This window comes from Variovorax sp. VNK109, from assembly GCF_049445855.1.
Classification (GTDB): Bacteria; Pseudomonadota; Gammaproteobacteria; order Burkholderiales; family Burkholderiaceae_C; genus JAGOCV01.
In genome coordinates, this window is record NZ_JBMSDV010000005.1 from 240649 (window position 1) to 262531 (window position 21883).

The 21883-nt window shown below is 64.5% G+C and carries 23 protein-coding genes; 3 read left to right on the top strand and 20 right to left on the bottom strand.

Annotation, left to right across the window (positions count from 1 at the left end; genetic code table 11):
- Positions 1-30: 30 nt before the first annotated feature.
- The 13 genes from ACO2Q9_RS17580 to ACO2Q9_RS17640 form a co-directional block, all read right to left on the bottom strand.
- Complete coding sequence (locus ACO2Q9_RS17580; RefSeq protein ID WP_423313137.1) at positions 31-1461, bottom strand: DegQ family serine endoprotease; 1431 nt, start codon at positions 1459-1461, stop codon at positions 31-33.
- A 111-nt stretch (positions 1462-1572) separates the two neighbouring features.
- The gene (locus ACO2Q9_RS17585) at positions 1573-2610 is read right to left on the bottom strand and encodes a MucB/RseB C-terminal domain-containing protein (RefSeq protein WP_423313139.1); all 1038 of its coding nucleotides are present in this window, start codon (positions 2608-2610) and stop codon (positions 1573-1575) included.
- 8 nt (positions 2611-2618) lie between these two features.
- Positions 2619-3239, bottom strand: coding sequence for a sigma-E factor negative regulatory protein (locus ACO2Q9_RS17590; RefSeq protein ID WP_423313141.1), 621 nt, complete (start codon positions 3237-3239; stop codon positions 2619-2621).
- Between the two features lie 16 nt (positions 3240-3255).
- Positions 3256-3891, bottom strand: a complete 636-nt coding sequence (gene rpoE / locus ACO2Q9_RS17595) for an RNA polymerase sigma factor RpoE (RefSeq protein ID WP_423313143.1) — start codon at positions 3889-3891, stop codon at positions 3256-3258.
- Positions 3888-4358 (bottom strand): hypothetical protein, encoded by a 471-nt coding sequence (locus ACO2Q9_RS17600; RefSeq protein ID WP_423313145.1) that lies wholly within the window; start codon positions 4356-4358, stop codon positions 3888-3890. The genes rpoE and ACO2Q9_RS17600 overlap by 4 nt, the downstream gene beginning before the upstream one ends.
- A 45-nt stretch (positions 4359-4403) precedes the next feature.
- Positions 4404-5648, bottom strand: a complete 1245-nt coding sequence (gene fabF / locus ACO2Q9_RS17605) for a beta-ketoacyl-ACP synthase II (RefSeq protein ID WP_423313147.1) — start codon at positions 5646-5648, stop codon at positions 4404-4406.
- Between the two features lie 19 nt (positions 5649-5667).
- Entirely contained in the window at positions 5668-5907 is a 240-nt protein-coding gene (gene acpP, locus ACO2Q9_RS17610; protein WP_243306900.1) for an acyl carrier protein, read from the bottom strand.
- A gap of 115 nt (positions 5908-6022) precedes the next feature.
- Positions 6023-6763 carry a 3-oxoacyl-ACP reductase FabG gene (fabG, locus tag ACO2Q9_RS17615; protein WP_423313149.1) on the bottom strand — a complete coding sequence of 247 codons (741 nt, stop codon included), beginning with the start codon at positions 6761-6763 and terminating at the stop codon, positions 6023-6025.
- Positions 6760-7710 (bottom strand): ACP S-malonyltransferase, encoded by a 951-nt coding sequence (gene fabD, locus ACO2Q9_RS17620; RefSeq protein ID WP_423313151.1) that lies wholly within the window; start codon positions 7708-7710, stop codon positions 6760-6762. The genes fabG and fabD overlap by 4 nt, the downstream gene beginning before the upstream one ends.
- 14 nt (positions 7711-7724) lie before the next feature.
- Entirely contained in the window at positions 7725-8702 is a 978-nt protein-coding gene (locus tag ACO2Q9_RS17625; protein WP_423313153.1) for a beta-ketoacyl-ACP synthase III, read from the bottom strand.
- Positions 8703-9752: a phosphate acyltransferase PlsX gene (gene plsX / locus ACO2Q9_RS17630; protein ID WP_423313155.1), complete on the bottom strand. Its 1050-nt coding sequence runs from the start codon at positions 9750-9752 to the stop codon at positions 8703-8705.
- 97 nt (positions 9753-9849) lie between these two features.
- Positions 9850-10032 carry a 50S ribosomal protein L32 gene (rpmF, locus tag ACO2Q9_RS17635; protein ID WP_423313157.1) on the bottom strand — a complete coding sequence of 61 codons (183 nt, stop codon included), beginning with the start codon at positions 10030-10032 and terminating at the stop codon, positions 9850-9852.
- 93 nt (positions 10033-10125) lie between these two features.
- Positions 10126-10683 (bottom strand): YceD family protein, encoded by a 558-nt coding sequence (locus ACO2Q9_RS17640; RefSeq protein ID WP_423313159.1) that lies wholly within the window; start codon positions 10681-10683, stop codon positions 10126-10128.
- A gap of 25 nt (positions 10684-10708) precedes the next feature.
- Between ACO2Q9_RS17640 and ACO2Q9_RS17645 the strand changes: the two genes are divergently transcribed.
- Both ACO2Q9_RS17645 and ACO2Q9_RS17650 read left to right on the top strand, forming a co-directional pair.
- The gene (locus ACO2Q9_RS17645; protein WP_423313161.1) at positions 10709-11314 is read left to right on the top strand and encodes a Maf family nucleotide pyrophosphatase; all 606 of its coding nucleotides are present in this window, start codon (positions 10709-10711) and stop codon (positions 11312-11314) included.
- The gene (locus ACO2Q9_RS17650; protein ID WP_423313163.1) at positions 11311-12114 is read left to right on the top strand and encodes an SAM-dependent methyltransferase; all 804 of its coding nucleotides are present in this window, start codon (positions 11311-11313) and stop codon (positions 12112-12114) included. The genes ACO2Q9_RS17645 and ACO2Q9_RS17650 overlap by 4 nt, the downstream gene beginning before the upstream one ends.
- Positions 12115-12121: 7 nt before the next feature.
- On the opposite strand, the gene ACO2Q9_RS17655 is transcribed toward ACO2Q9_RS17650, so the two are convergent.
- Genes ACO2Q9_RS17655 through ACO2Q9_RS17670 form a run of 4 tightly spaced genes read right to left on the bottom strand, consistent with a single transcriptional unit; the run spans position 12122 to position 15168 of the window.
- On the bottom strand, positions 12122-13102 hold the full coding sequence (locus ACO2Q9_RS17655) for a S49 family peptidase (RefSeq protein WP_423313165.1): 981 nt from the start codon (positions 13100-13102) through the stop codon (positions 12122-12124).
- A gap of 2 nt (positions 13103-13104) precedes the next feature.
- On the bottom strand, positions 13105-13470 hold the full coding sequence (locus ACO2Q9_RS17660) for a Rieske (2Fe-2S) protein (protein ID WP_423313167.1): 366 nt from the start codon (positions 13468-13470) through the stop codon (positions 13105-13107).
- A gap of 5 nt (positions 13471-13475) precedes the next feature.
- Entirely contained in the window at positions 13476-14132 is a 657-nt protein-coding gene (locus ACO2Q9_RS17665; RefSeq protein WP_423313169.1) for an HAD family hydrolase, read from the bottom strand.
- The gene (locus ACO2Q9_RS17670; protein ID WP_423313171.1) at positions 14116-15168 is read right to left on the bottom strand and encodes an RluA family pseudouridine synthase; all 1053 of its coding nucleotides are present in this window, start codon (positions 15166-15168) and stop codon (positions 14116-14118) included. The genes ACO2Q9_RS17665 and ACO2Q9_RS17670 overlap by 17 nt, the downstream gene beginning before the upstream one ends.
- Before the next feature lie 513 nt (positions 15169-15681).
- Between ACO2Q9_RS17670 and ACO2Q9_RS17675 the strand changes: the two genes are divergently transcribed.
- Positions 15682-18687, top strand: coding sequence for an Rne/Rng family ribonuclease (locus tag ACO2Q9_RS17675; protein WP_423313173.1), 3006 nt, complete (start codon positions 15682-15684; stop codon positions 18685-18687).
- Positions 18688-18775: 88 nt separating this feature from the next.
- On the opposite strand, the gene ACO2Q9_RS17680 is transcribed toward ACO2Q9_RS17675, so the two are convergent.
- The 3 genes from ACO2Q9_RS17680 to ACO2Q9_RS17690 are packed head-to-tail and all read right to left on the bottom strand — an operon-like array spanning position 18776 to position 21882.
- Positions 18776-20047, bottom strand: a complete 1272-nt coding sequence (locus tag ACO2Q9_RS17680; protein ID WP_423313175.1) for a heme biosynthesis HemY N-terminal domain-containing protein — start codon at positions 20045-20047, stop codon at positions 18776-18778.
- A gap of 9 nt (positions 20048-20056) precedes the next feature.
- A complete protein-coding gene (locus tag ACO2Q9_RS17685) occupies positions 20057-21094 on the bottom strand; it encodes a uroporphyrinogen-III C-methyltransferase (RefSeq protein WP_423313177.1) in 1038 nt (345 codons plus the stop codon).
- Positions 21091-21882 carry a uroporphyrinogen-III synthase gene (locus ACO2Q9_RS17690; RefSeq protein WP_423313179.1) on the bottom strand — a complete coding sequence of 264 codons (792 nt, stop codon included), beginning with the start codon at positions 21880-21882 and terminating at the stop codon, positions 21091-21093. Before ACO2Q9_RS17690 ends, ACO2Q9_RS17685 begins: the two co-directional genes overlap by 4 nt.
- Position 21883: the final 1 nt, after the last annotated feature.

Here is a 21883-nt window from a genome sequence, read left to right on the forward strand (position 1 = left end):
TACTTGACCTTGTTGCCGCGGTCGGGGATTTCAGCGCGCCGGACGGATGATCGCGTACTGGGCCCACTCTCCCCGGCGATACAGGACGTTCACCGGCTTGGACTTGTCGACCTTCGCAATCGCCGACTCGAACTCCTTCACCGTCGAAACCTCCGTGTTGGCGATGGCCACGATGATGTCTCCCTCACGCAAGCCTGCGCGCGCAGCGCCTTCCGTCGAAGCGTCCACGCGCACACCGCCACGCAGCTTCAACTCCTTCTTCTGCGCTTCGGTCAGATCGCTGACCGCAAGGCCCAGCGACTGGCCTGCAGCCGAGGCCTTCGGCTTCTCGGGTTCCGGTGCCTTGCGCGCCACAGGTGGCTTCTCTGCCTCGAACTCGCCGATCACCACGTTCAGATCCTTGGCGCTGCCGCGGCGGAACACGGTCAGCGTGCTCTTCGTGCCCGGCTTGGTGTTGCCGACCATGCGCGGCAGGTCCGCAGACTTCTCGATCGCCTTGCCATCGAACCTGGTGATGATGTCGCCCGGCTCGACACCCGCCTTCTCGCCGGGTGATCCGGCTTCCACGCTGCTGACCAGCGCGCCCTGCGGCTTGCCCAGGCCGATGGACTCGGCCACGTCCTTGGTGACGGGGCCGATCTGCACGCCGATGCGCCCCCGTGAGACGCGCCCGGACATGCGCAGCTGTTCGCTGACGCGCGTGGCCTCGTCGATCGGGATCGCAAAGGAAATGCCCATGAAGCCACCCGAACGCGAGTAGATCTGGCTGTTGATGCCGATGACTTCACCGCGCATGTTGATCAGCGGGCCGCCGGAGTTGCCGGGATTGATGGCCACGTCCGTCTGGATGAACGGTATGTAGTCGCCCGTGTCGCGCTGCTTGGCGCTCACGATGCCGGCGGTGACGGTGTTTTCCAGGCCGAACGGCGAACCGATGGCCATCACCCATTCGCCCACGCGCAGCTTGTTCACGTCGCCCAGCTTCACAGCCGGCAGGCCGGTCGCCTCGATCTTTACCACGGCCACGTCGGTGCGCTTGTCGGCGCCAATGATCTTTGCCTTGAACTCGCGCTTGTCGGTCAGCGTAACGATCACCTCGTCCGCGCCGTCGACCACGTGCGCATTGGTCATGATGAAGCCGTCGGGGGTAAGGATGAAGCCGGACCCCACGCCACGCGGCTGCGGCTCTTCATCCTGGGGACGGTTCGGGCGGGGCGCCTGGCGCGGCATGCCGGGAATTGGCTGGCCGAAGAAGCGGCGGAAGAACTCCTGCATCTCCTCGTCCATGTTGCCGGGCAGCGAGCGCTGCGACGCCTTCTCGAGCGTGCGGATGTTGATCACCGAGGGCCCGACCTGCTCGACCAGATCGGTGAAATCCGGCAGGTTGCGCACGGACTGCGCCTGCGCCGATTCGATGGGCAGCAGGCTGACCATGGCAGCCGTGCCCAGCACGGCCGCCATGGCAAGGGATCGGACTGACAGTCTGTCGGTACGGAAGAACATCATTGGCCTTTCCAATCAATCAGCAGGGAATCGATTTCTCAAGCCCACATGGGGGCACATCCGGAAATTTCACTTGCGGCGCTCGAGTGCCTGCGCAAACGCCTTCAGCGTCGGTGGCGGCACTTCGCCCACCACCGTCAACCACCATTCGGTCTTGTCAGCCTTGTCACCGATCTTGCGGGTCAAGGCGTGTGTCGCGCCCATGGCCACCATGGTTTCCTGCGCGTGACGCTGGCGGTCATAGGGCTCCACGAACAGGGATACCGAGGCCAGGCCATCGGAAAAGATCCACTGCATGGTGCTGTCGGCTGGCACGGTGGACACCGGACGCTTGTAACAACTCATGGGCTTGAAACCCGCCACCGGCTGGCGCAGCACCCACCCTTCCGCCAGCGCAGTCGTCTTCACCAGCTCGGACTTCTCGACGCGGTAGCCCGATGTGTTGGACATCATCTGGCTGAGCTTTTCCATCTTCACCGGCGCATCGAGTTGCAGTTCCGAGAAGGCGGCCTGCTCCAGGACACGGCTGTCGCCATCCAGCGTCTGCAGCTTGACGACGAGGCCGCTGCGCTTTTCACTCCATACGCGGTAGCCGAAGCGCAGGTTGTCCTTGGGTGCCATCTGCACCACATCTGCGTCGAAGCCGGCCACGCGGTCGCTGCCGATCTGGCGTGCGGAATAGAACTCGCCGATCGACGGGTCGCCCGGCCGGATGACGTTGGGGAAGAGTCCGAGGCTTTCGCGCTTCTCGGTCCGCGCGATGCGGCTTTCGGGCAGGAACGTCACCACCTCGTCGTTGCGGCGGAATGTGGAGCGCGGCGTACCGGTCAGCGACTCGACGCGCTCCATCTGCTGCTCGCCGTCGCAGACGTGCCAGATCCGCGAGCTGGACATGCCCCCCGAGGCCGAAGAGACGACGAATGTCCCGACATAGGCGCGCTTGCGTGAGGCCTCGTGCATGCGCAGCAACCAGTCGCCCACCGTACGCTCCTGCACGAGAGGCTCGACCGTGGCGGCCTGTGCATGCACAGGCGGCACGACAGCGAACCATGCAGCAGCCGCCAGGGTTGCCGCATTGAACGGGGATACAACTTGATGCCAGGTCATGGATCGGTTCAGCGGCCGGGCGCCTCGAAAGTCGCGTTTCGCAGGAACCCTGCCGGCATCTGCAGCGCGGAAGCACCACCGGCCTGCTTGTGCGCGGACAGCAGTTCGTCAAGCCGCGGGTCGCGGATCATGACCTGGGGCGGCTCGCCACTCGCCAGTTGCACGGGCTCCGGGGACACCGAAGCGCGCACCACGCCAACCTGCGGAACAGGCGTGAGCGCGAGCCGGGCGCCGGAGTCTGCGGGCGCCTGCGTGCCCATCACGCTCCAGCCGACGGCAGCCACGGCCGCGACAGAAGCAAAGCCCGCCACCCATTTCCAGGCCGGGGAATTTGCCGCCTCATGCCTGGAAACCTCAACCGGTTCGACAGACTGCAATGCTGCCGGTGCCCGGCGGTCCACTTCGCCCAAACGCACACGCAGGCGCTCGACGAAGGCCATGTCTGCGCCATGCGCCGCACGTTCGCCGGTACGCAGCACCTCACCCACGACGTGGTAGGTATTCCAGGTTGCACGGGCGCGTGGATCGTCGGTCAGCTGCTCGACGGCGAGCGCGAACATTTCGCCACGCAACTCGCCATCGGCCAAGGCGGAAATCCGTTCGCAGGGATCAACTATTTTGTCCATCATCTTCACCACTTCACTTCTACCAGCGCTTGCCGGTCTGGTTTTCGAGCAAAGGCTTCACCTTCGCCGAAATCGCCTCGCGGGCCCGGAATATCCGCGAGCGCACCGTGCCGATCGGGCAATTCATCACTTCGGCAATCTCTTCGTAACTGAGCCCTTCGATCTCGCGCAGGGTCACCGCCTGCCGAAGCTCTTCGGGCAAGGCCTCCATGGCAGCGTTCACCGTGGCAGCGATTTCCTTGGCCGCGAGGACGGTATCCGGGGTCTCATCCGTCGTTAGTTCGTTACCGGGCCGGTAAGTTTCATCATCGTCATCGGCCGGACGTAAAGCCCCTTCGGAAATCACCGGATTGCGCTTCATGTCCATGAGCGCTTTCTTGGCCGTATTGACCGCGATCCGGTACAGCCAGGTGTAGAACTGCGCTTCGCCGCGGAATTGGTGCAGCGCACGATAGGCGCGGATGAAGGTCTCCTGCGCGATGTCTTCCACCAGGTCGGTGTCGCGCACCATGCGGCCGATCAGCCGCTCGATCCGGCGCTGGTACTTGATGACCAGCAGTTCGAACGCACGGGCATCGCCCGCCACGGCGCGCTCGACCAGCAGCACGTCGCTGTCGGCAGATGGCGGGGCGGGCGGGGAGCTGGGAGGCGTCATGGAAGGGGGTTGTCGCCGCGAAGCCGTTCGTCTGGCTCCCGCAGTGCATCAATTCTGGCGCGCGAATATACAGCACGGCGCAAATCATCCCAGTCCGGGGGTGCCAGACGGCGCTCCAGCCAGACCAGTCGGGGTCGACTGCACCAGCCGCTGCGCCCGCCTGCCAGATCGAGCTGGAGCAGCAAGTTGTGCTGGAAATCCAGGATGACCGATACACGCCCGAGTGCATTCGCTTTGGCAGCAACCGTGAAGCCCAGCAGCGTCCAATCTTCGCCGTCCCACCTCAATCGCCCGGAAGGCGTACACCACCAGTTCTTCACACCCATCCCGCCGGCAAGCAGGGAAACCACAAGCACGGTGATGGTCCGCCAATCCTGCTGGCCGTCCCGCCAGAACGCGGCGACAGCGCATAGCCCCAGCACCCAGAGCGATGCGAGCGCGGCTGCGCAAAAACGGGAACGCCCCACCGGGTAATTCACCGATGGGGCGCTATGCATGAGGCGTCAGCCAGTTCAGATGCGCTTGAAAACCAGCGTACCGTTGGTGCCGCCGAAACCGAAATTGTTCTTCACGGCCACATCGATCTTCAGATCGCGCGCCGTGTTGGCGCAGTAGTCCAGGTCGCATTCTGGATCCTGGTTGAAAATGTTGATGGTCGGCGGGCTCTTCTGATGATGCACGGCCAGCACCGTGAAAACGGATTCGATGCCGCCCGCGCCGCCCAGCAGATGGCCGGTCATGGACTTGGTGGAATTCACCACCACCTTGCGGGCATGGTCACCCAGGGCCAGCTTGATGGCATTGGATTCGTTCAGGTCGCCCAGTTGCGTGGACGTGCCATGTGCATTCACGTAGTCGACCTGATCGGGATTGACGCCCGCGTTCTTCAGCGCCATCTGCATGGAACGCTTGGGTCCGTCGACGTTCGGCGCGGTCATGTGATACGCGTCGCCGCTGAAGCCAAAGCCGGACAGTTCGGCATAGATCTTCGCGCCGCGCGCCTTGGCATGCTCGTACTCCTCGAGCACCAGCACACCACCACCCTCGCCCAGCACGAAGCCGTCACGATCCTTGTCCCAGGGGCGCGATGCCGTCTTGGGATCGTCATTGCGCGTGCTGAGCGCACGCGGGGCCGTGAAGCCGCCGATGCCCAGCGGCGATACGGTGGATTCCGCGCCACCGGCGATCATCACGTCGGCATCGCCGTACTCGATCATGCGGGCCGACAGGCCGATGGCATGCAGCCCCGTCGTGCAGGCCGTCACCACCGCGATGTTGGGGCCCTTGAAGCCGAACTTGATGGAGACGTGACCCGAGATCATGTTGATGATCGACGCCGGCACGAAGAACGGCGACACGCGCCGCGGACCACGGTTCACGAGCTCGCCGTGCATTTCCTCGATCAGCGGCAAGCCCCCGATCCCTGCACCGATGTTGCAACCGATGCGCGTGGCCAACTCGTCATCGAGTGCCTCGCCTGTCGGCAGGCCGCTGTCGGCCACAGCCTGACAGGCAGCAGCAAGACCCAGATGGATGAACCGGTCCATGTGCCGGGCTTCCTTCTCGGGGATGTAATCCACGATGTTGAAACCCTTGACCTCGCCAGCGAATTTGCAAGCGAAGTTGCTTGCGTCGAAGCTGGTGATGAAGTCGATGCCGGGCGTACCGGCAAGAAGATTGGCCCAGGAATCAGCAACCGTGTTTCCCACGGGGCTGACACAACCCAGGCCGGTCACGACGACACGTCGGCGGCTCATTCGTTCGGATCTCCTGGAATCAGGCCTTCTGGTGGCTGTTGGCGTAGTCGATGGCGTTCTGCACTGTGGTGATCTTCTCGGCGTCTTCGTCCGGAATCTCGATGCCGAACTCGTCTTCCAGGGCCATCACCAGTTCAACCGTGTCCAGCGAGTCAGCGCCCAGATCGGCCACGAAAGCCTTCTCGTTGGTCACTTGAGATTCCTCGACTCCCAGTTGTTCGGCAATGATTTTCTTGACGCGTGCTTCGATATCGCTCATGGTTCCCTCAAAGGGTTTAAAAGAATCCGCGATTTTACCCGGCTGGGGTACATGCCCCAGCCTGGGTGGCCGCGCGGACTGATGCGGCCCGGGCTCTTCGGCCCGCTCCCGGAAATTACATGTACATGCCGCCGTTGACGTGCAGCTCCTGCCCCGTCACGTAACCGGCCTGCGCCGATGCCAGATACGCCACCGCGTGCGCCACGTCGGCGGGCTTGCCCAGATGACCCAGCGGAATCTGCCCCAGCAGTGCTTTTTGCTGCTCTTCAGGCAGGCTCGCCGTCATGTCTGTCTCGATGAAACCGGGCGCCACGCAATTGACCGTGATGTTACGGCTGCCGAGTTCGCGTGCCAATGCGCGCGTCATGCCGGCAACGCCAGCCTTGGCGGCCGCGTAGTTGGCCTGCCCCGGGTTGCCGGAAGCCCCCACCACCGAGGTGATGTTGATGATGCGACCGTAACGCTGCTTCATCATCGGCCGGATGACCGCACGCGACAGGCGGAAGACTGCCTTGAGGTTGGTGTCCAGCACCGCATCCCAATCGTCGTCCTTCAGGCGCATGGCAAGCATGTCACGCGTGATGCCGGCATTGTTCACGAGGACATGCAGCGCGCCGTGCTCCTTGACGATGCTGTCGATCAACGCCTCCGCGGATGTGGCGTCGTTGACGTCCAGGCTCGCGCCCTTGCTGCCGTCAAAGCCCGCCAGCGCGGTGCTGATCCTTGCGGCGCCCTCTCCGGTCGTGGCGGTGCCGATCACCTTGAAACCGCGCGCCGCCAGCTCGGCAGCAATGGCAGCGCCGATACCGCGCGACGCGCCGGTGACCAGAGCAACCTGTGTGGTGCTTTCACTCATGCCAACAGGCCTTTCACTTCAGCAAGGGAGGCCGGGTCGAACACCGCCCCACCCACGAGTTCCGTGTCGATGCGCCGCGTCAGACCGGCGAGAACCTTGCCAGGGCCGCATTCGATGACGTTCGTCACACCGCGCGCCTTGATGGCAGCGACACACTCCACCCAGCGCACGGGGCCGAAGGCCTGACGGTACAACGCATCGCGGATCCGCTCTGCGTCGACCTCCACGGCCACATCGATGTTGTTCACGACCGGAATCTGCGGCGACGCAAGATCCAGGGCGTCGAGGCGCTGCAGAAGTTTCTCTGCGGCAGGCTTCATCAGGCTCGAATGGAACGGGGCAGACACCGGCAACGGCAACGCGCGCTTCGCACCTGCCGCCTTGAGCGCCTCACAGGCCTTTTCCACGGCGGCCTTGCTGCCCGCAATGACAGTCTGTGCCGGGTCGTTGAAATTCACCGCCTCCACCACTTCCGCGCTGCCAGCATCGAAGGATGCCTGCACCTGCTGGCAACCCTCGATCACGGCCTTGGCATCCATGCCCAGAATCGCCGCCATCGCGCCGGTACCCACGGGCACGGCTTCCTGCATGGCCTGGGCACGGGCACGCACGAGCGGAGCAGCCTGGCTCAGCGTCAGCACACCGGCTGCAACCAGCGCCGAATATTCGCCAAGCGAGTGCCCGGCGACCACCGACGGTGCCTCGCCCGTCTCGGCCATCCAGACACGATAGGCGGCCACACCCGCAACCAGCATCACCGGCTGGGTATTGGTAGTCAGCGCCAGTATTTCCTTCGGGCCTTCCTTGATGAGCAGCCCGACGTCCTGGCCAAGGGCGTCGGACGCCTCGCGCAGCACTTCCGTCACCACGGGATGTCCACCCCAGCCGTCGAGCATGCCGACCGACTGTGAGCCCTGCCCCGGGAATACAAATGCGAATGGCTTCATGTCTCTTGTCTTGTTCAGAAGTTCATCAGAACGGCGCCCCAGGTGAAGCCACCACCCACCCCTTCGAGCATGAGCGTGTCGCCCTGCTTGATGCGCCCGCTGCGCACTGCATCGTCGAGTGCGAGCGGAATCGACGCTGCCGATGTGTTGCCATGCTGGTCGACCGTGACGACCAGCTTTTCCAACGGCAGCTTCAGCTTCTTCGCCGTGCTTTGCATGATGCGGATGTTGGCCTGGTGCGGAATCAGCCAGTCGATGTCTGCGTCCGTCAGGTCGGCTTTGGCCAGCGTGGCGCGCGCCGCGTCTTCCAGCACGCCGACAGCGAGTTTGAAAACGGCCTGGCCGTCCATCTTGAGCAACGGGTCACCGAGGACGTTGCCGCCCGACACCGTACCCGGTACGCAAAGAATTCCGACGTGGCGTCCATCGGCATGAAGGTCGGTCGCAAGAATGCCCGGCACTTCTGACGCTTCGAGCACGACGGCACCGGCCCCGTCGCCGAACAGGACGCAGGTCGTGCGGTCGTTGAAGTCGAGGATGCGACTGAAGACTTCCGCACCGATCACGAGCGCTCGGCTGGCCGTGCCGTTCTGGATCATCGCATCGGCAACCGTCAAGGCGTAGACGAAGCCAGAGCAGACCGCCTGCACATCAAAGGCCGGACAGCCCGAGATGCCCAGCTTGTGCTGCAGGATGCAGGCCGCCGAAGGGAACACCATGTCAGGCGTCGACGTCGCGACGATGATCAGGTCGATATCCGCTGGCGCGCGACCTGCAGCCTCAAGAGCGCGGCGGGCGGCTTCAGCGCCCAGATCACTGCTTGTCACCTCGGGCGCGGCAAAGTGGCGTGCGCGGATGCCCGTCCGCTCCACGATCCACTGATCGGAGGTCTCAACGCCTCGACCAGCCAATTCTTCGGCGAGTTCAGCGTTCGTCACCCGGCGCGGCGGCAGGAAACTGCCGGTGCCGGTAATGCGGGAATAACGTCTCATTTATTCAGTCAGAACCGGTACGGGCCCGGTGGTTGCCTGCGGAGCCGCCAACAAGGGTGCTGCATGGGCAATCCGGGCCTGCACCCTGTCCAGCAGTTGATTGCGCGCTGAATCATACGCGCGGTTGAGTGCGTGCTCGAAGGCAAGCTCATCGGCCGAACCATGGCTCTTGAACACCAGGCCACGCAAGCCCAGCAGAGCCGCGCCGTTGTATCGCCGGTAGTCCATCCTGCCTTTGAGTGCAGATAGGACCGGATAGGCAACGATCGCCGCGACTTTTGTCAAGATATTGCGGGAAAACTCTGCGCGCAAGAAATTCAGGATCATGGAAGCCAGGCCCTCACTGGCTTTCAATGCAACGTTGCCGACAAAGCCGTCACAGACCACGATGTCCACCGTCCCCTTGAAAATATCGTTGCCTTCGACATTTCCATAAAAATTCAAATCGCCCGTTTTACCGGCAGATCGCAGCAGTTCACCCGTTTTCTTGATGACTTCGCTGCCTTTGATCAACTCTTCGCCGATGTTCAGCAAGCCCACCGTTGGACTGTCGTCATCATTGAGCACGGACACGAGGGCGGAGCCCATCACGGCGAACTGGAACAGATGTTCGGCCGTGCAATCGACATTGGCACCGAGATCAAGAACCGTGGTCGCCTTGCCCGCTGCGTTCGGCATCTGCGTTGCGATGGCGGGGCGATCGATGCCGTCCATCGTCTTGAGCAGATAGCGCGCAATGGCCATGAGCGCGCCGGTGTTGCCTGCGGAAACCGCTGCGGCGGCGGCCCCGCTCTTCACCTGCTGGATCGCGACGCGCATCGACGAATCCTTCTTGCGGCGCAAAGCCACCTCGACAGGGTCGTCCATGGCCACCACTTCAGAGGCAGCAACCACAGAGGCACGTTCGTGTGAAAAGGACTTCAGGCTATCAGGCAGGCCCACGAGCAGGACACGTGCGTCTGGATGCCTGTCCAGAAAATGACGGCACGCAGGCAGCGTGACGCGGGGGCCAAAGTCGCCCCCCATGCAATCGACGGCAAGGGTGATCATGGGTTGATCAGCGCAGCCGGATATCAGGCGCGGCCATCAAAACAAAGGCCCGTTGCTACCTTTGAACGTAGCGCCGGGCCCATTGCCTGAAAGGCGATCAAGCTTCGGATTTGCTCTTGACGACCTTGCGGCCACGGTAAAAACCGTTGGGGCTGATGTGGTGACGCAGATGCGCTTCGCCCGTGGTCGGCTCGACAGCCAGACCCGGCACGTTCAGCGCATTGTGCGAACGGTGCATGCCGCGCTTGGAAGGAGATTTCTTGTTTTGCTGGACAGCCATGGTCGGCTCCTGGTCAAAAATGGGTGGTAAAGGAGTGGGATCGTGCGCAAGCCAAATTGCGCCAAGCCCGCGATTATAGCCCAACTTGTTGATTTAGCTGGATTTCCTGCCTTTGAGCCCGGCAAGTGCGGCGAACGGGCTGGGCGCAGGCGCCACCACCGCAGATTCCTCATCAGGAAACGCCAGCTTCACATCGGCCGGACAGACGTCGTGACGCGGGACCAGTGGCATTTCCATGATCAGCTCGTCCTCGATCAGGGCCAGCAAATCGAAATCCCGGCTGAAGACCAGGACATCTTCTTCTGCCTCTTCGTCTTCGGTCGCCGCCGTTTTCTCATCTGCAACGAAGCGGAAAGCGCGTTTCACCGACAGCCCGATCTCCACAGGCGCCATGCAGCGCTGGCAGATCATGGGCAAATTCGTACCGGCTTCGACATGCAGCCAGACCTGCGCAGCACCCGTGCGCTGCGCAAGCGACTCGCCACGTGCGGTCCATCTGACCTGCTTGCCAGCCGCTTCAGCGGCCATGCCAGACGGCACTTCCGCCAGCAAACGCGCGAACCGGGCCAGCTCGCTGACGCCCGACAACGACGCCCCCGCCTGCGCGAGCGCGCGGACATCCAGCGGCCGGGGACTGAACTCTCTTTGCATGCGCCGAGTGTAAGAGAATCGCCCCATGACTAGCGCTCCAGCCGAGGCGAGCCGCACCCTGGTGCTGGGCTCCACATCCCGCTACCGCCGCGAACTGCTTTCCCGCTTGCGGATTGCGTTCGAGGTCGACTCGCCCGAAGTCGATGAGACCCCCCTGCCGGGTGAAAAGCCGCATGACCTGGCCTGTCGTCTTGCGCTGGCGAAGGCACACGCGGTTGCGGCCCGGCACCCGGAAGCGGTCGTCATCGGCTCGGATCAGGTTGCGGATTTCGCCGGCCAGCCGATCGGCAAGCCGGGTACCCATGAGCGCGCCACGGCGCAACTGCGGCAGATGCGCGGGCAGACAGTGGTATTCCAGACAGCAGTGGCCGTGGTTTGCCTGGACAGTGGATTCCAGCAACTCGACCTGGCCCCCGTGCGGGTCACCTTCAGACTGCTGACAGATGCGCAGATCGAAGCCTACCTGCGTGCCGAGGAGCCATATGACTGCGCCGGCAGCGCCAAAAGCGAAGCATTGGGTATCGCGCTGCTGTCCCGCATCGAAAGCGACGACCCCACGGCGTTGGTGGGCCTGCCGCTGATACGGACCATCTCGATGATCCAGGCCGCAGGCGTTCAGGTACTGGCATGACGACCGGAGGTGAATCGAAGCGCGGAGCGCTCTACCTTGTTCCCGCGCCACTGGACTTCGGTTGTGCAGGGCAAGGTCTGCTGACGGCGCAGATGCCCATGGAGACATTGCGGATTGCAGCGCGGCTGACGCACTGGGTCTGCGAGAACGCGAAGTCCACGCGTGCCTATCTCAAGCGGGTGGGAGAGATCGTGCCGCTGGCCGAACCCATCCAAAACCAGCACTTGACGGAACTGCCACGTGAAGCACACAAGAAAGGCGACCATGCAGGTGGTGGCGGCGCGGAGTTTGACGCCTCGAAACTGCTGAGCCCCGCTTTGGCAGGCTTCGACATGGGCCTGATCAGTGAGGCCGGAATGCCCGCCATCGCCGATCCCGGCTCGTCGATCGTGCGCGCAGCGCATGACGCCGGCATCGACGTCCGTCCGCTGACCGGGCCAGTCTCACTGCTGCTGGGCCTCGCGGCAAGCGGCCTCAACGGCCAGAACTTCGCATTCGTCGGTTACCTGCCGCAGGACGCAGCGCAGCGCACCAGGCGCATCCAGGAACTGGAATCACTGGCCTTGCGGTCGGGTCAGACGCAGATGTTCATCGAGACGCCATACCGCAACGCAGCGCTGCACAAGGCGTTGCTCCAGACGCTGCAGCAGAACACCCGCCTGGCGATCAGCAGCGGGCTCACGCTGCCGTCCGCACGGACGTGCAGTGCGACGGCAAAATCATGGAAGCAGTGGCAGCTTCAGGGTGACGCGCGCGTACCGGACAACGACACGCCCGCCGTGTTCGCGATCGGCAGGTAGTGGGCTATCAGCGGATCGCCGGCAGCGATCGCACGGCACGCACCGCGCCTTCACCAATCGCGGCGCCGAATCGCTTGGCCAAGCGCTCGGCGACATTCTCGCGGCGCGTGTAGTCGATCAGCTCTTCAGCCTTGACCACTTCGCGTGCCACGTAGTCGAGGCTGCCGATCTGATCGGCCAGGCCGAGTTCGATGGATTGCTGCCCCGTCCAGAACAGGCCGCTGAACAGTTCGGGCGATTCCTTCAGCCGCTGACCCCGCCCCGCCTTCACCACACCGATGAACTGCTGGTGGATCTGGTTGAGCATGGCCTGCGCATACGCCTTCTGCGACTCCGTCTGCGGGCTGAACGGATCGAGGAAGCCCTTGTTCTCGCCCGCCGTCATCAATCGGCGTTCGACCCCCAGCTTGTCCATGAGACCGGTGAAACCGAAACCGTCCATCAGCACGCCGATGCTGCCGACGATGCTCGCCTTGTCCACGAAGATCTTGTCGGTCGATGCGGCGATGTAGTACGCCGCCGAAGCGCACGATTCCTCGACCACTGCATAGATCGGCTTCTTGTGCCTGGCTTTCAGGCGCAGGATCTCGTCGCTGATGATGCCGGCCTGCACCGGGCTGCCGCCTGGCGAGTTGATCAGCAGCACCACGGCCTGCGCGCCTTCGTCCTCGAAGGCACTGCGCATGGCGGCGACGACGAATTCGGCGCTCGCATCGGCACCGGAAGCAATCTCGCCCTTGATCTCCACCACGGCGGTGTGCGCCGTGGTCTTGTCCACTGTCGTCGTGCTGCGATGGAGCAGCGCCCAGATCAGCAGGACAAAAACACTCAACCACGCCAGCCGGAAGAAGATCTTCCAGCGGCGGGCAGAGCGCTGCTCGTTCAGCGCCGCATAGGCCAGCTTCTCGAGCGTGGCGCGTTCCCAGCCGGGCTCGCGCGCGCCGGAAGGAGCAGCGCCGTGGACATCGTTATCGAAAGGGTCACTCATGTTCAGAACTCGACAGGCTTGAGGTTGTAGTCAGTATGCCAGTGCACCACGCCGTCACGTTCGCTCAGCGCGATCTTGACGAGGCCGCCACGGCAAGGGCCGCCGCTGCACTGTCCGGTATCCGGCCGGTAAGCCGCGCCGTGCGTCGCACACAGCAGCCACTGGCCGGTGTCGTCGAAGAAACGGTTGGGCTGGTAATCCATTTCCATGGCGACGTGGGTGCAACGGTTCAGGTAAGCATGCGGCTGACCTTGGTAGCGGATGGCAAATGCGCGGCAGGTCTGTCCGGCGAAATTCACATCGAAAGGAACGGCGTTGCCGCCCTCCGGCAGATCGGAGGCATTGCAAAGAGCGATCTGCTCGTTCATGCCGCCTAGCCGTTGGTCAGCAGCCAGTCATGCAGCTCGCGCACCGAATGCGCGACGACGCGCGGATTGAGCACGTGGAAGGCGTCCGGTTCGTGCGCACCGTAACTCACGCCGACACTCGCGCAACCGGCGTTCACCGCCATCTGCAGATCATGCGTGGTGTCACCGATCATCAGCGTGCGCGCCGGGTCGACACCGAATTCACGCATCAGTTCGTGCAGCATGCGCGGGTGTGGCTTTCCGGCGGTCTCGTCCGCGGTGCGCGAACCGTCGAACACGCCGCGCAACTCGACTGCATGGAGGGCTTCGTCCAGGCCTGCGCGCGATTTACCGGTGGCAACCGCCAGCAGATGATTGCGTGCCTTCAGATCGGCCAGCAACTCCAGCACGCCATCGAACAGGCTGATGTCATTCTGGTGCGCGACATAGTGAAATTTGTAGCGCTCACCCAGTTGGGGGTATCTCTCGACCGGAACGTCGGGAGCTGCATGCGCCAGCGCCTGCATCAGGCCCATGCCGATGACGTAGGCCGCTTCGCGATCGGTCGGCACGGTGCCCCCCACATCCCGAACCGCTGCCTGGATACAACGGACGATGATCTTGGTGGAGTCGAAGAGTGTGCCGTCCCAATCGAAGGCAATGAGGTCAAACTGGCGCGGCATGGTCCACGAATTGTCGCAGTTCTTCAGGCAGATCGGAGATCAGTTCGACGCGCCGGCCATCCGCCGGATGGTTGAACTGCAAGCGCCATGCGTGCAGGAACATCCGGCGCAATCCCGGACCGGCACCTGGCCTGGCCAAGGCCTTGTTCAGCGCGAAGTCGCCGTACTTGTCGTCCCCCACGATGGGGTGTCCAGCCGACGCCAGATGCACGCGGATCTGGTGCGTACGGCCCGTCTTGATGGTCACTTCGAGCAGCGTGAAATCGCGCAGCTTCTTCGCCACTTTCACCAGGGTGATGGAGCGCATGCCGTCCGGATCGTCGCGACTCACCACCTTGACGCGGCGCTCACCCGCTGCCGCGCCTGCGCCCGGAGGCAGCAGATATTTGTGCAGGGGCTGATCGATGACTTTCCTGTTTGCCGGCCAGGCGCCGCTCACCAGCGCCAGGTAGGTCTTGCCGGTTTCCCGCTCGCGGAACTGGTCCTGCAACGCCGTCAGCGCGCTGCGCTTCTTGGCCACCAGCAGCACGCCCGAAGTTTCCCGATCCAGCCGGTGGACGAGTTCCAGCAGCTTGGCCTGCGGGCGTGCCTGCCGAAGCTGTTCGATCACGCCGAAGCTCACGCCGCTGCCCCCATGCACAGCCACACCGGCAGGTTTGTCGATGGCAAGCACATGCTCGTCTTCCAGCAGCACGGGAAACTCCCGGGCGGGCGCGGACGGCGCTTCGTCGGTCATGCGGGTTGCCGTACGCACAGGCGGCACACGAACGATGTCTCCGGCAACCACGCGCGAGTCGGCAGACGCGCGACCCTTGTTCACCCGTACCTCGCCGCTGCGGATGATGCGGTAGACGTGGGTCTTTGGCACCCCTTTCAGGTGGCGGATCAGGAAGTTGTCCAGCCGCTGGCCTTCGGATTCGCTGTCCACCCCGATCAGGCGCACCGCATCCCGCGACAGGTCTTGCGACGTGTCCTTGGCGGCAGCCTGCGCTTTCTTGCGCGCAGGCACTAGGTTAGCCCCTATAATGTTCTTCACCAGCGTCGTGTTGTAAGTGCTTGATTAATCAGAAGTTTAGAGCACCGGTCAAAACGCGCTGCGAGGTCGATGCCGCTGACTGGGTGTGCACGCAAACCGCCGGCCAATTGCCGACGGTGGCCTGCACGACAGACGGAGGGGCCGACGCCCACGAAACACCGATACGGAATATCAAGCCTGCAAGCCATCGCTTGCGGGCGGACTGAAGCGAGAAAGAACTGTGTTGCTGGTACTGATCCAACTCTGCCTGCGGTGGCTGATGCCCCCGCAGCGCAGCCATGGAGCGCACCGGTTGCCCGTGAAGCGGGTCTGGTCCGCGGCCAACGCCGTGGTACCGCAGCACCTTCCCATTCCTCTCGCAGCTTCCATGCGCCCTGGCCCCGACCGTCGTGCAAGAGCACGCAAGCGTCGCGGCTGACCGGCAATTCCCTTCGTTTCCCGGCGTCTGTCCAGGCATCGTTGGCCCATCAAGGGCATGTACGACATTGTTTTGACGCAAAAGGGGAACGCATCATGAAACGGATGCTGATCAACGCCACGCAGGCCGAAGAACGCCGCCTGGCGATCGTGGACGGGCAGAAGCTGCTTGACTACGAAATCGAAATCGAGGGACGCGAACAGCGCAAGGGCAACATCTACAAGGCGGTCGTGACCCGGGTCGAGCCCAGTCTCGAAGCCTGCTTCGTCGACTACGGCGAAGACCGCCACGGCTTCCTGCCGTTCAAGGAAATTTCCAAGCAGTACTTCTCGCAGAACATCCCGATCAACCAGGCCAAGATCCAGGACGTGATCAAGGAAGGCCAGGAACTCCTGGTCCAGGTCGAGAAGGAAGAGCGCGGCAACAAGGGCGCTGCCCTGACCACCTTCGTCTCGCTGGCCGGCCGCTACGTGGTGCTGATGCCCAACAACCCGCGCGGCGGTGGTGTCTCGCGCCGCATCGAGGGCGACGACCGCGCCGAACTCAAGGAGGCGATGGACCAGCTGGAGTACCCCAACGGCATGTCCATCATCGCGCGCACGGCAGGCATCGGCCGCAGCGCACCTGAACTGCAGTGGGACCTGAACTACCTGCTCAAGCTGTGGAACGCCATCGACGGCGCCACCAAGGGCGGCAAGGGTGCCTTCCTGATCTATCAGGAATCGAGCCTCGTCATCCGCGCCATCCGTGACTACTTCAATCACGACATCGGCGACATCCTGATCGACACCGACGACATCTACGACCAGGCGCAGCAGTTCATGGCGCACGTCATGCCCGAGCACGCGGCCCGCGTGAAGCGCTACCGCGACGACGCGCCCCTGTTCAGCCGCTTCCAGATCGAACACCAGATCGAATCGGCTTACGCCCGCACCGTACAACTGCCCTCGGGCGGCGCCATCGTGATCGACCACACCGAAGCGCTGGTGTCGGTGGACGTGAACTCGGCCCGCGCCATCAAGGGTGGCGACATCGAGGAAACCGCCACGCGCACCAACCTCGAAGCCGCCGACGAAGTGGCCCGCCAGATGCGCCTGCGCGACCTCGGTGGCCTGATCGTCATCGACTTCATCGACATGGAAGAGTCGCGCAACCGCCGCGAGGTCGAAAACCGCCTCCGCGACGCGCTTCGCCAGGACCGCGCCCGCGTGCAGTTCGGCTCCATCAGCAAGTTCGGCCTCATGGAAATGAGCCGCCAGCGCCTGAAGCCCGCACTGTCCGAAGGCTCGTCCATCCCCTGCCCGCGTTGCGGCGGCTCCGGCCACATCCGCGACACGGAAAGCTCGGCACTGCAGATCCTGCGGATCATCCAGGAAGAGTCCATGAAGGACAACACCGCCGCTGTCTACGCGCAGGTGCCGGTGGAAGTCGCTTCCTTCCTGCTCAACGAAAAGCGCGCCGAGATCGCCAAGATCGAACTCAAGCAGCGCATCAACGTGCTGCTGGTGCCCAACAAGACGCTCGAAACGCCCAACTACAAGCTCGAGCGCCTCAAACACGACGATCCTCGCCTGGACAACGTGCAGGCCAGCTATGCAATGGCCGATGAAATCGAGGACCCGACCTCGGTGACCCGCCGCTCGCAGGAGCCGACCAACCGCCAGACACCGGTGATCAAGGGCGTGCTGCCCGACGCACCCGCGCCCATTGCCGCACCGCGCCCCGAGCCGGTCAAGGCAGCCGCGCCCGTGGCAACGCCCGCCGCGGCGCCCGCGCCGGCCGAAACCGGGTTCTTCGCGATGATCCGCAGCTTCTTCGGTGGCGGCAAACCAGCCGCTGCGCCAGTGGCTGCACCGGCACCTGCTGCCAAGGAAGAAAAGCGCGAAGGCCGCGGTGGACGAGACGGTGAAGGCCGTGGCGGACGTGGTGGTCGCCGCAACGAGCGCGGTGGCGAAGGCCGTGGCGACCGCGACGGTCGCCGCAATGAACGTGGCGAACGCAATGAAGGTCGTGGCGGACGCGACGGTGAGCGCCGTGATGGCCGCCAGGGCCAGCAACGTGGCGAACGCCGCGACGCTGAGACGAAAGCAAACACGGAAACCACCACGCAGGCCGGCACGCCAGTGGAAGCCGGCGCAGAAGCCCGTGGCGAACGCCAGCCGCGCGAACGTGGCGAGCGTCGTGAACGTGGCGAACGCAACAACAATCGTGGCGAGCAGCGCGACAGCAGCCGCGAACCGCGCGAACCGCGTGAGCCGCGCGAACCCCGTGGCGAACGCAATGCCGAACGCAGCGCAGAAGGCAACAACGGTCAGCAACCGCGTCGCGAACGCCGTCCGGACCGTGGTCCGCGCCAGGACGAAGCGACCAACGTTCCCGTAGAAGATCTGCAGCAGCAGAACATGCAGCCCGGCCTCGGCGAGGCCGCAGAAGCGGCTGAAGATGCCGTGCAGTCCGGTGAGCAGGGCGAACAACGCCCGCGCCGCGAAGGCGAAGAGCGCCGTGACCGTCGCTCGCGCGATCGTTATGGTCGTGACCGCCGCGAGCGTGGCCCGCGCGATGGCGCTGAAGAAGCCGTGGCCGAAAACCAGGAAAGCATCCCGGCTGTCGCCGCGACCTCGGGCGATGAACCCGAGTTCACGCCTCGCGCTTCTTACTTCTCGCAGCCTGCTGCGGCGCCCGTTGCAGACGCGAACCCTGCAGCGCCTGTCGCCTTGGCCGATCCCGTGCAAACGGCCTATGTTGAGCCTGTCGCTGCACCTGCGCCCGTTAGCGCGCCCGTTGTTGCGCCAGTCGCCGCGCCGGCCCCGGCTCCCGTCGCTGCACCGGTTGCCGGCGGAGTCATGCCGAAGGTCGGCTCTTTCGAGCTGCCGCTGCAAGACCTCGTGGAGGTGGCGACGAGCTCGGGCCTCGAGTGGGTCAACTCCGATGCCGACAAGGTGGCTGCCGTACGCGCGGCCATTGCTGCAGAGCCCAAGCCGGTCCATGTACCGCGCGAGCGCCCGCCGGTTGTCGTCATCGATGAAGGTCCGCTGGTGCTGGTGGAGACCCGCCGCGATCTGCGTGAGATGAAGCTGCCTTTCGAGCAGACTTCAGACTGAGCATCACTGCCATGAAAAACGGGGGCCTCGGCCCCCGTTTTCATTTGTACGGCTCATCAGCAGGACCGCACGATCTGCATCAGCCGGATCAAGCCTGCGCAGCGCGCTTCCAGGCCAGCGCCGCAGCCTGCTCGTCGCCGCGTTGCTCGGCCAGTTCTGCAAGCGCCTTGCAGGCGTTCCGGTGCAATGTCGGGTCCTGCAGGGCCAGCGCTGCCTGCGTCAGAAGTTGCTGCGCCTTGCCCCAGAGCTGCCGCTTCATGCAGGCCATGCCGGCGAGGTACTGGAGGTTCGCATCGCGCGGGTTGCGCATCTGTGCGTTCTCGATGCGCGCCAGCCAGGCCGCGTCGTCCGGATCGCGCGCGGACTCGAGCGCGCGCACCAGGCGGACGCGCTGCTGGTCGTTCAACGCATCGGGCTTTGCGACCATGCGCTCCCAGACCGGCAACAGCCAGCCTCGCGCCACGGTAGCGTCGCCATGAAGATTGATGAGGCGTTGCGCGGCGTGGATGGCCACGTCGGGCATCGCACGCTCCGCCACGTCCAGCGATTCCCAGGCGCGCTGCAGCTGGGTCGTGTCATGGGCGCCGTTGATCAGATCGGTCGCAAGTCCACGCACGATGCTTTGCGCCGCGCCAGCCGAGAATGCCTTGTGCTTGGCCAGCAACCGGGCTGTTTCCAGCGCTTCGAGCGTGCGGCGCGTCTGCCGGGCTGCCTTGAGGCGCAGGCGCAGGGCGAGCGTGCGCCGTTGTGCGCCCTGCGGCATCTCGGCAAGACGGTCCAGCGCTGCTTGCGGATCGCGCTCGTCCAGTGCCCAGCGCGCCGCCTGAAGCTGGATGCCTTCCAGTGTTTCCTGGGTCGCACCTGAACGCGCGCCGGCCTGCTCCAGTGCCAGATGCAGGTGCTGGTCACGCGCGGCCGTGTCTTGCAGGGACTGCGCGCTTTCTGCGGCCAGCACGTGCGCGAGGGCACGCAATTGCCCGGTGTGCGGAAGGCTGCTGCCCATCGCCAGCAAGGCACGCTCATGTGTCAGCGAATTGAGTGCAGATTTGCGGGAACGGATGAAGCGGCCCGCCAGCAGATGCGAGATGGCGTCGAGCACGGCCGCATGCATCGCGCGTTCGCGCTGCTGCATGCGCCAGTCGCGCGCTTTGCCGGGCAGGTCGAACAAGGCCGCGAGCGCGCGCAACGTGATGTGCGTCACCGCGAACAACGCGAACAACGCGAGCACGACCATGTTGACCGACAGGTCCACCCGCCAGGGCGGCCAGAAGACGGTGACGACGCCCTGGTTGTTGCCGGCCAGCAGTGCCGCTGCCACCGCGACGCCGAAAAGTGCAAGAAACCACAATGCCGCGCGCATGCTGTTCCCTCAGCGCCCTGCAGCCGCCGTACTGAGCGCCGTGAGCGTTTCTTCCAGCCTGGGCAACTCGGTGGTCCTGATTTGCGACTGCACCTGCTGCAGCAACCCTGCAGCAGACTGCGTGCGACGCGACGCCGGATCGAAATAACGGTTCACCAGCTGCACGGCCGCGGCGAGCTCGGCACGCGACGATTCGCCCTGGCGCGCCAGCAGGCCAAGTCGCACGTTGAGCAGGCGGAGCTTGAAGTTTTCACGCACGAAGAACGCCTGGTCGGGCGACAGCAATGCAGCCTCGGGCTGCTCGATGCGGCTCACCCGCACCAGACCCCGGATTTCGTCCCAGGTCGTGTACAGCGCACGGCGCCACCACGGAGCGTCGGCAAGCGGCATACCGCTGCGCAGCACCATCGTCTGCTGCGAGGCCGGTGCGCCATTGAGCAGCGGCAGGTCATCGGCCATGCGCGTCAGGTCGTCGAGCTTGACCAGGAGCGCGGGCAGGTCGATCACGGTGGAAGCGCGTACCCGCTCGGCGTCGCGTGCGATGGCACGCTGCAAGGGCGCCAGCCGCGGTTGCGCAGCACGCGCAATCCGCTGATCGGCCGTCTTCAACGCCGCCAGCAAGGGCTCGGCACTGCCTGTGAGTTGGGCTTGCTGCTGCGCCAGGCGGATGGCCGACTCCATGTCGACCACCAGGTTCTCGTCGCGCGATCGCGACAGGCTCTGCATCAATTCCTCGAGTTGCGTGCGCTGCAGCGCAACTTCACTCAGCCGGGTCTCGGCGACGGTCACGCGGGCGGCCGCTTCGCGGGCAACGTCCTGCGCCTGACGGGCCAGCGCGCGCGCCTCGACAGCCAGTGCACCGGAGTCGGCGCTCTGGCGCGCCAGCTGCTCCTGCATGCCGGAAACCTTCTGCCAGAGCATGACGCCCGCCACCAGGGCAACCACAGCCACCACAGCTGTCACCGTGAGGAACAGGCGCGGAACAGCAGGCGTTGCGACGGGGGGCGCGACACCCGCAGGCGTGGGACTAGCGGACTCTTGGGTCATTGCGGCAATTCTATCGATGCAAGCACATCGGCCCGCTGCGGTCGGCTGGTACGCACACGACCGAAACCGATGTTACGCGCCGCCTGCGAAATCCTCTCGTGGGTGGCGACAGCACGTGCGGATGACCAGTCCTGTGCAGGCAGGAGCGCCGCCAGGTTGGCGACCGCTTCCGAACTGCTGAAAAGCCAGACCGAACCGTCGCTGGCAGCCTCGGACGCCAGCGCTTTCTGCTCCGGCGTCCAGGCGGCGATCCGGCGGACGTAAGCCACCAGATCATGGCACTCTCCACCCGCCTCCCGTACCTGCGCCGCAAGCCAGTCCCGCCCCTGTGCCTGGCCGCTGGCGTCGCCGCCCCGTACCACCAACACGCGGCTGCCACTGGTGATCTGCTGAGCCACAAGTGGCCAGAGCGCCTCGGAATCGAACTGCGCGACATCGGCCTGCGGTTCGTCGATCTGCGCGGGCGGCATGCCATTGGCACGCAACGCGTTGCCGGTACCGGGCCCAGGTGCCCAGGCACGGGCAAACGGCAATCCCGCCGCCTTCGCAGGCCGTGCCGCAAAGAAATGGTCCACGGCATTGGCGCTCACGAACATCGCGGCTTTGTACGGAACCTGTCCGGGGATGGCTTCATCCAGCGCCAGCTTCCAGACGTTCGCCAGCGCCTGCCGATCGAGCGCAGGCGCTATGTCGATCAGTGGCAATGCGACGGGCTGGTGCAAGTGGGACGCGAAGAAGGCAGCCCATTCACGGGCCTCGCGTGCGGGCCGGGTCACAACGATGCGCATA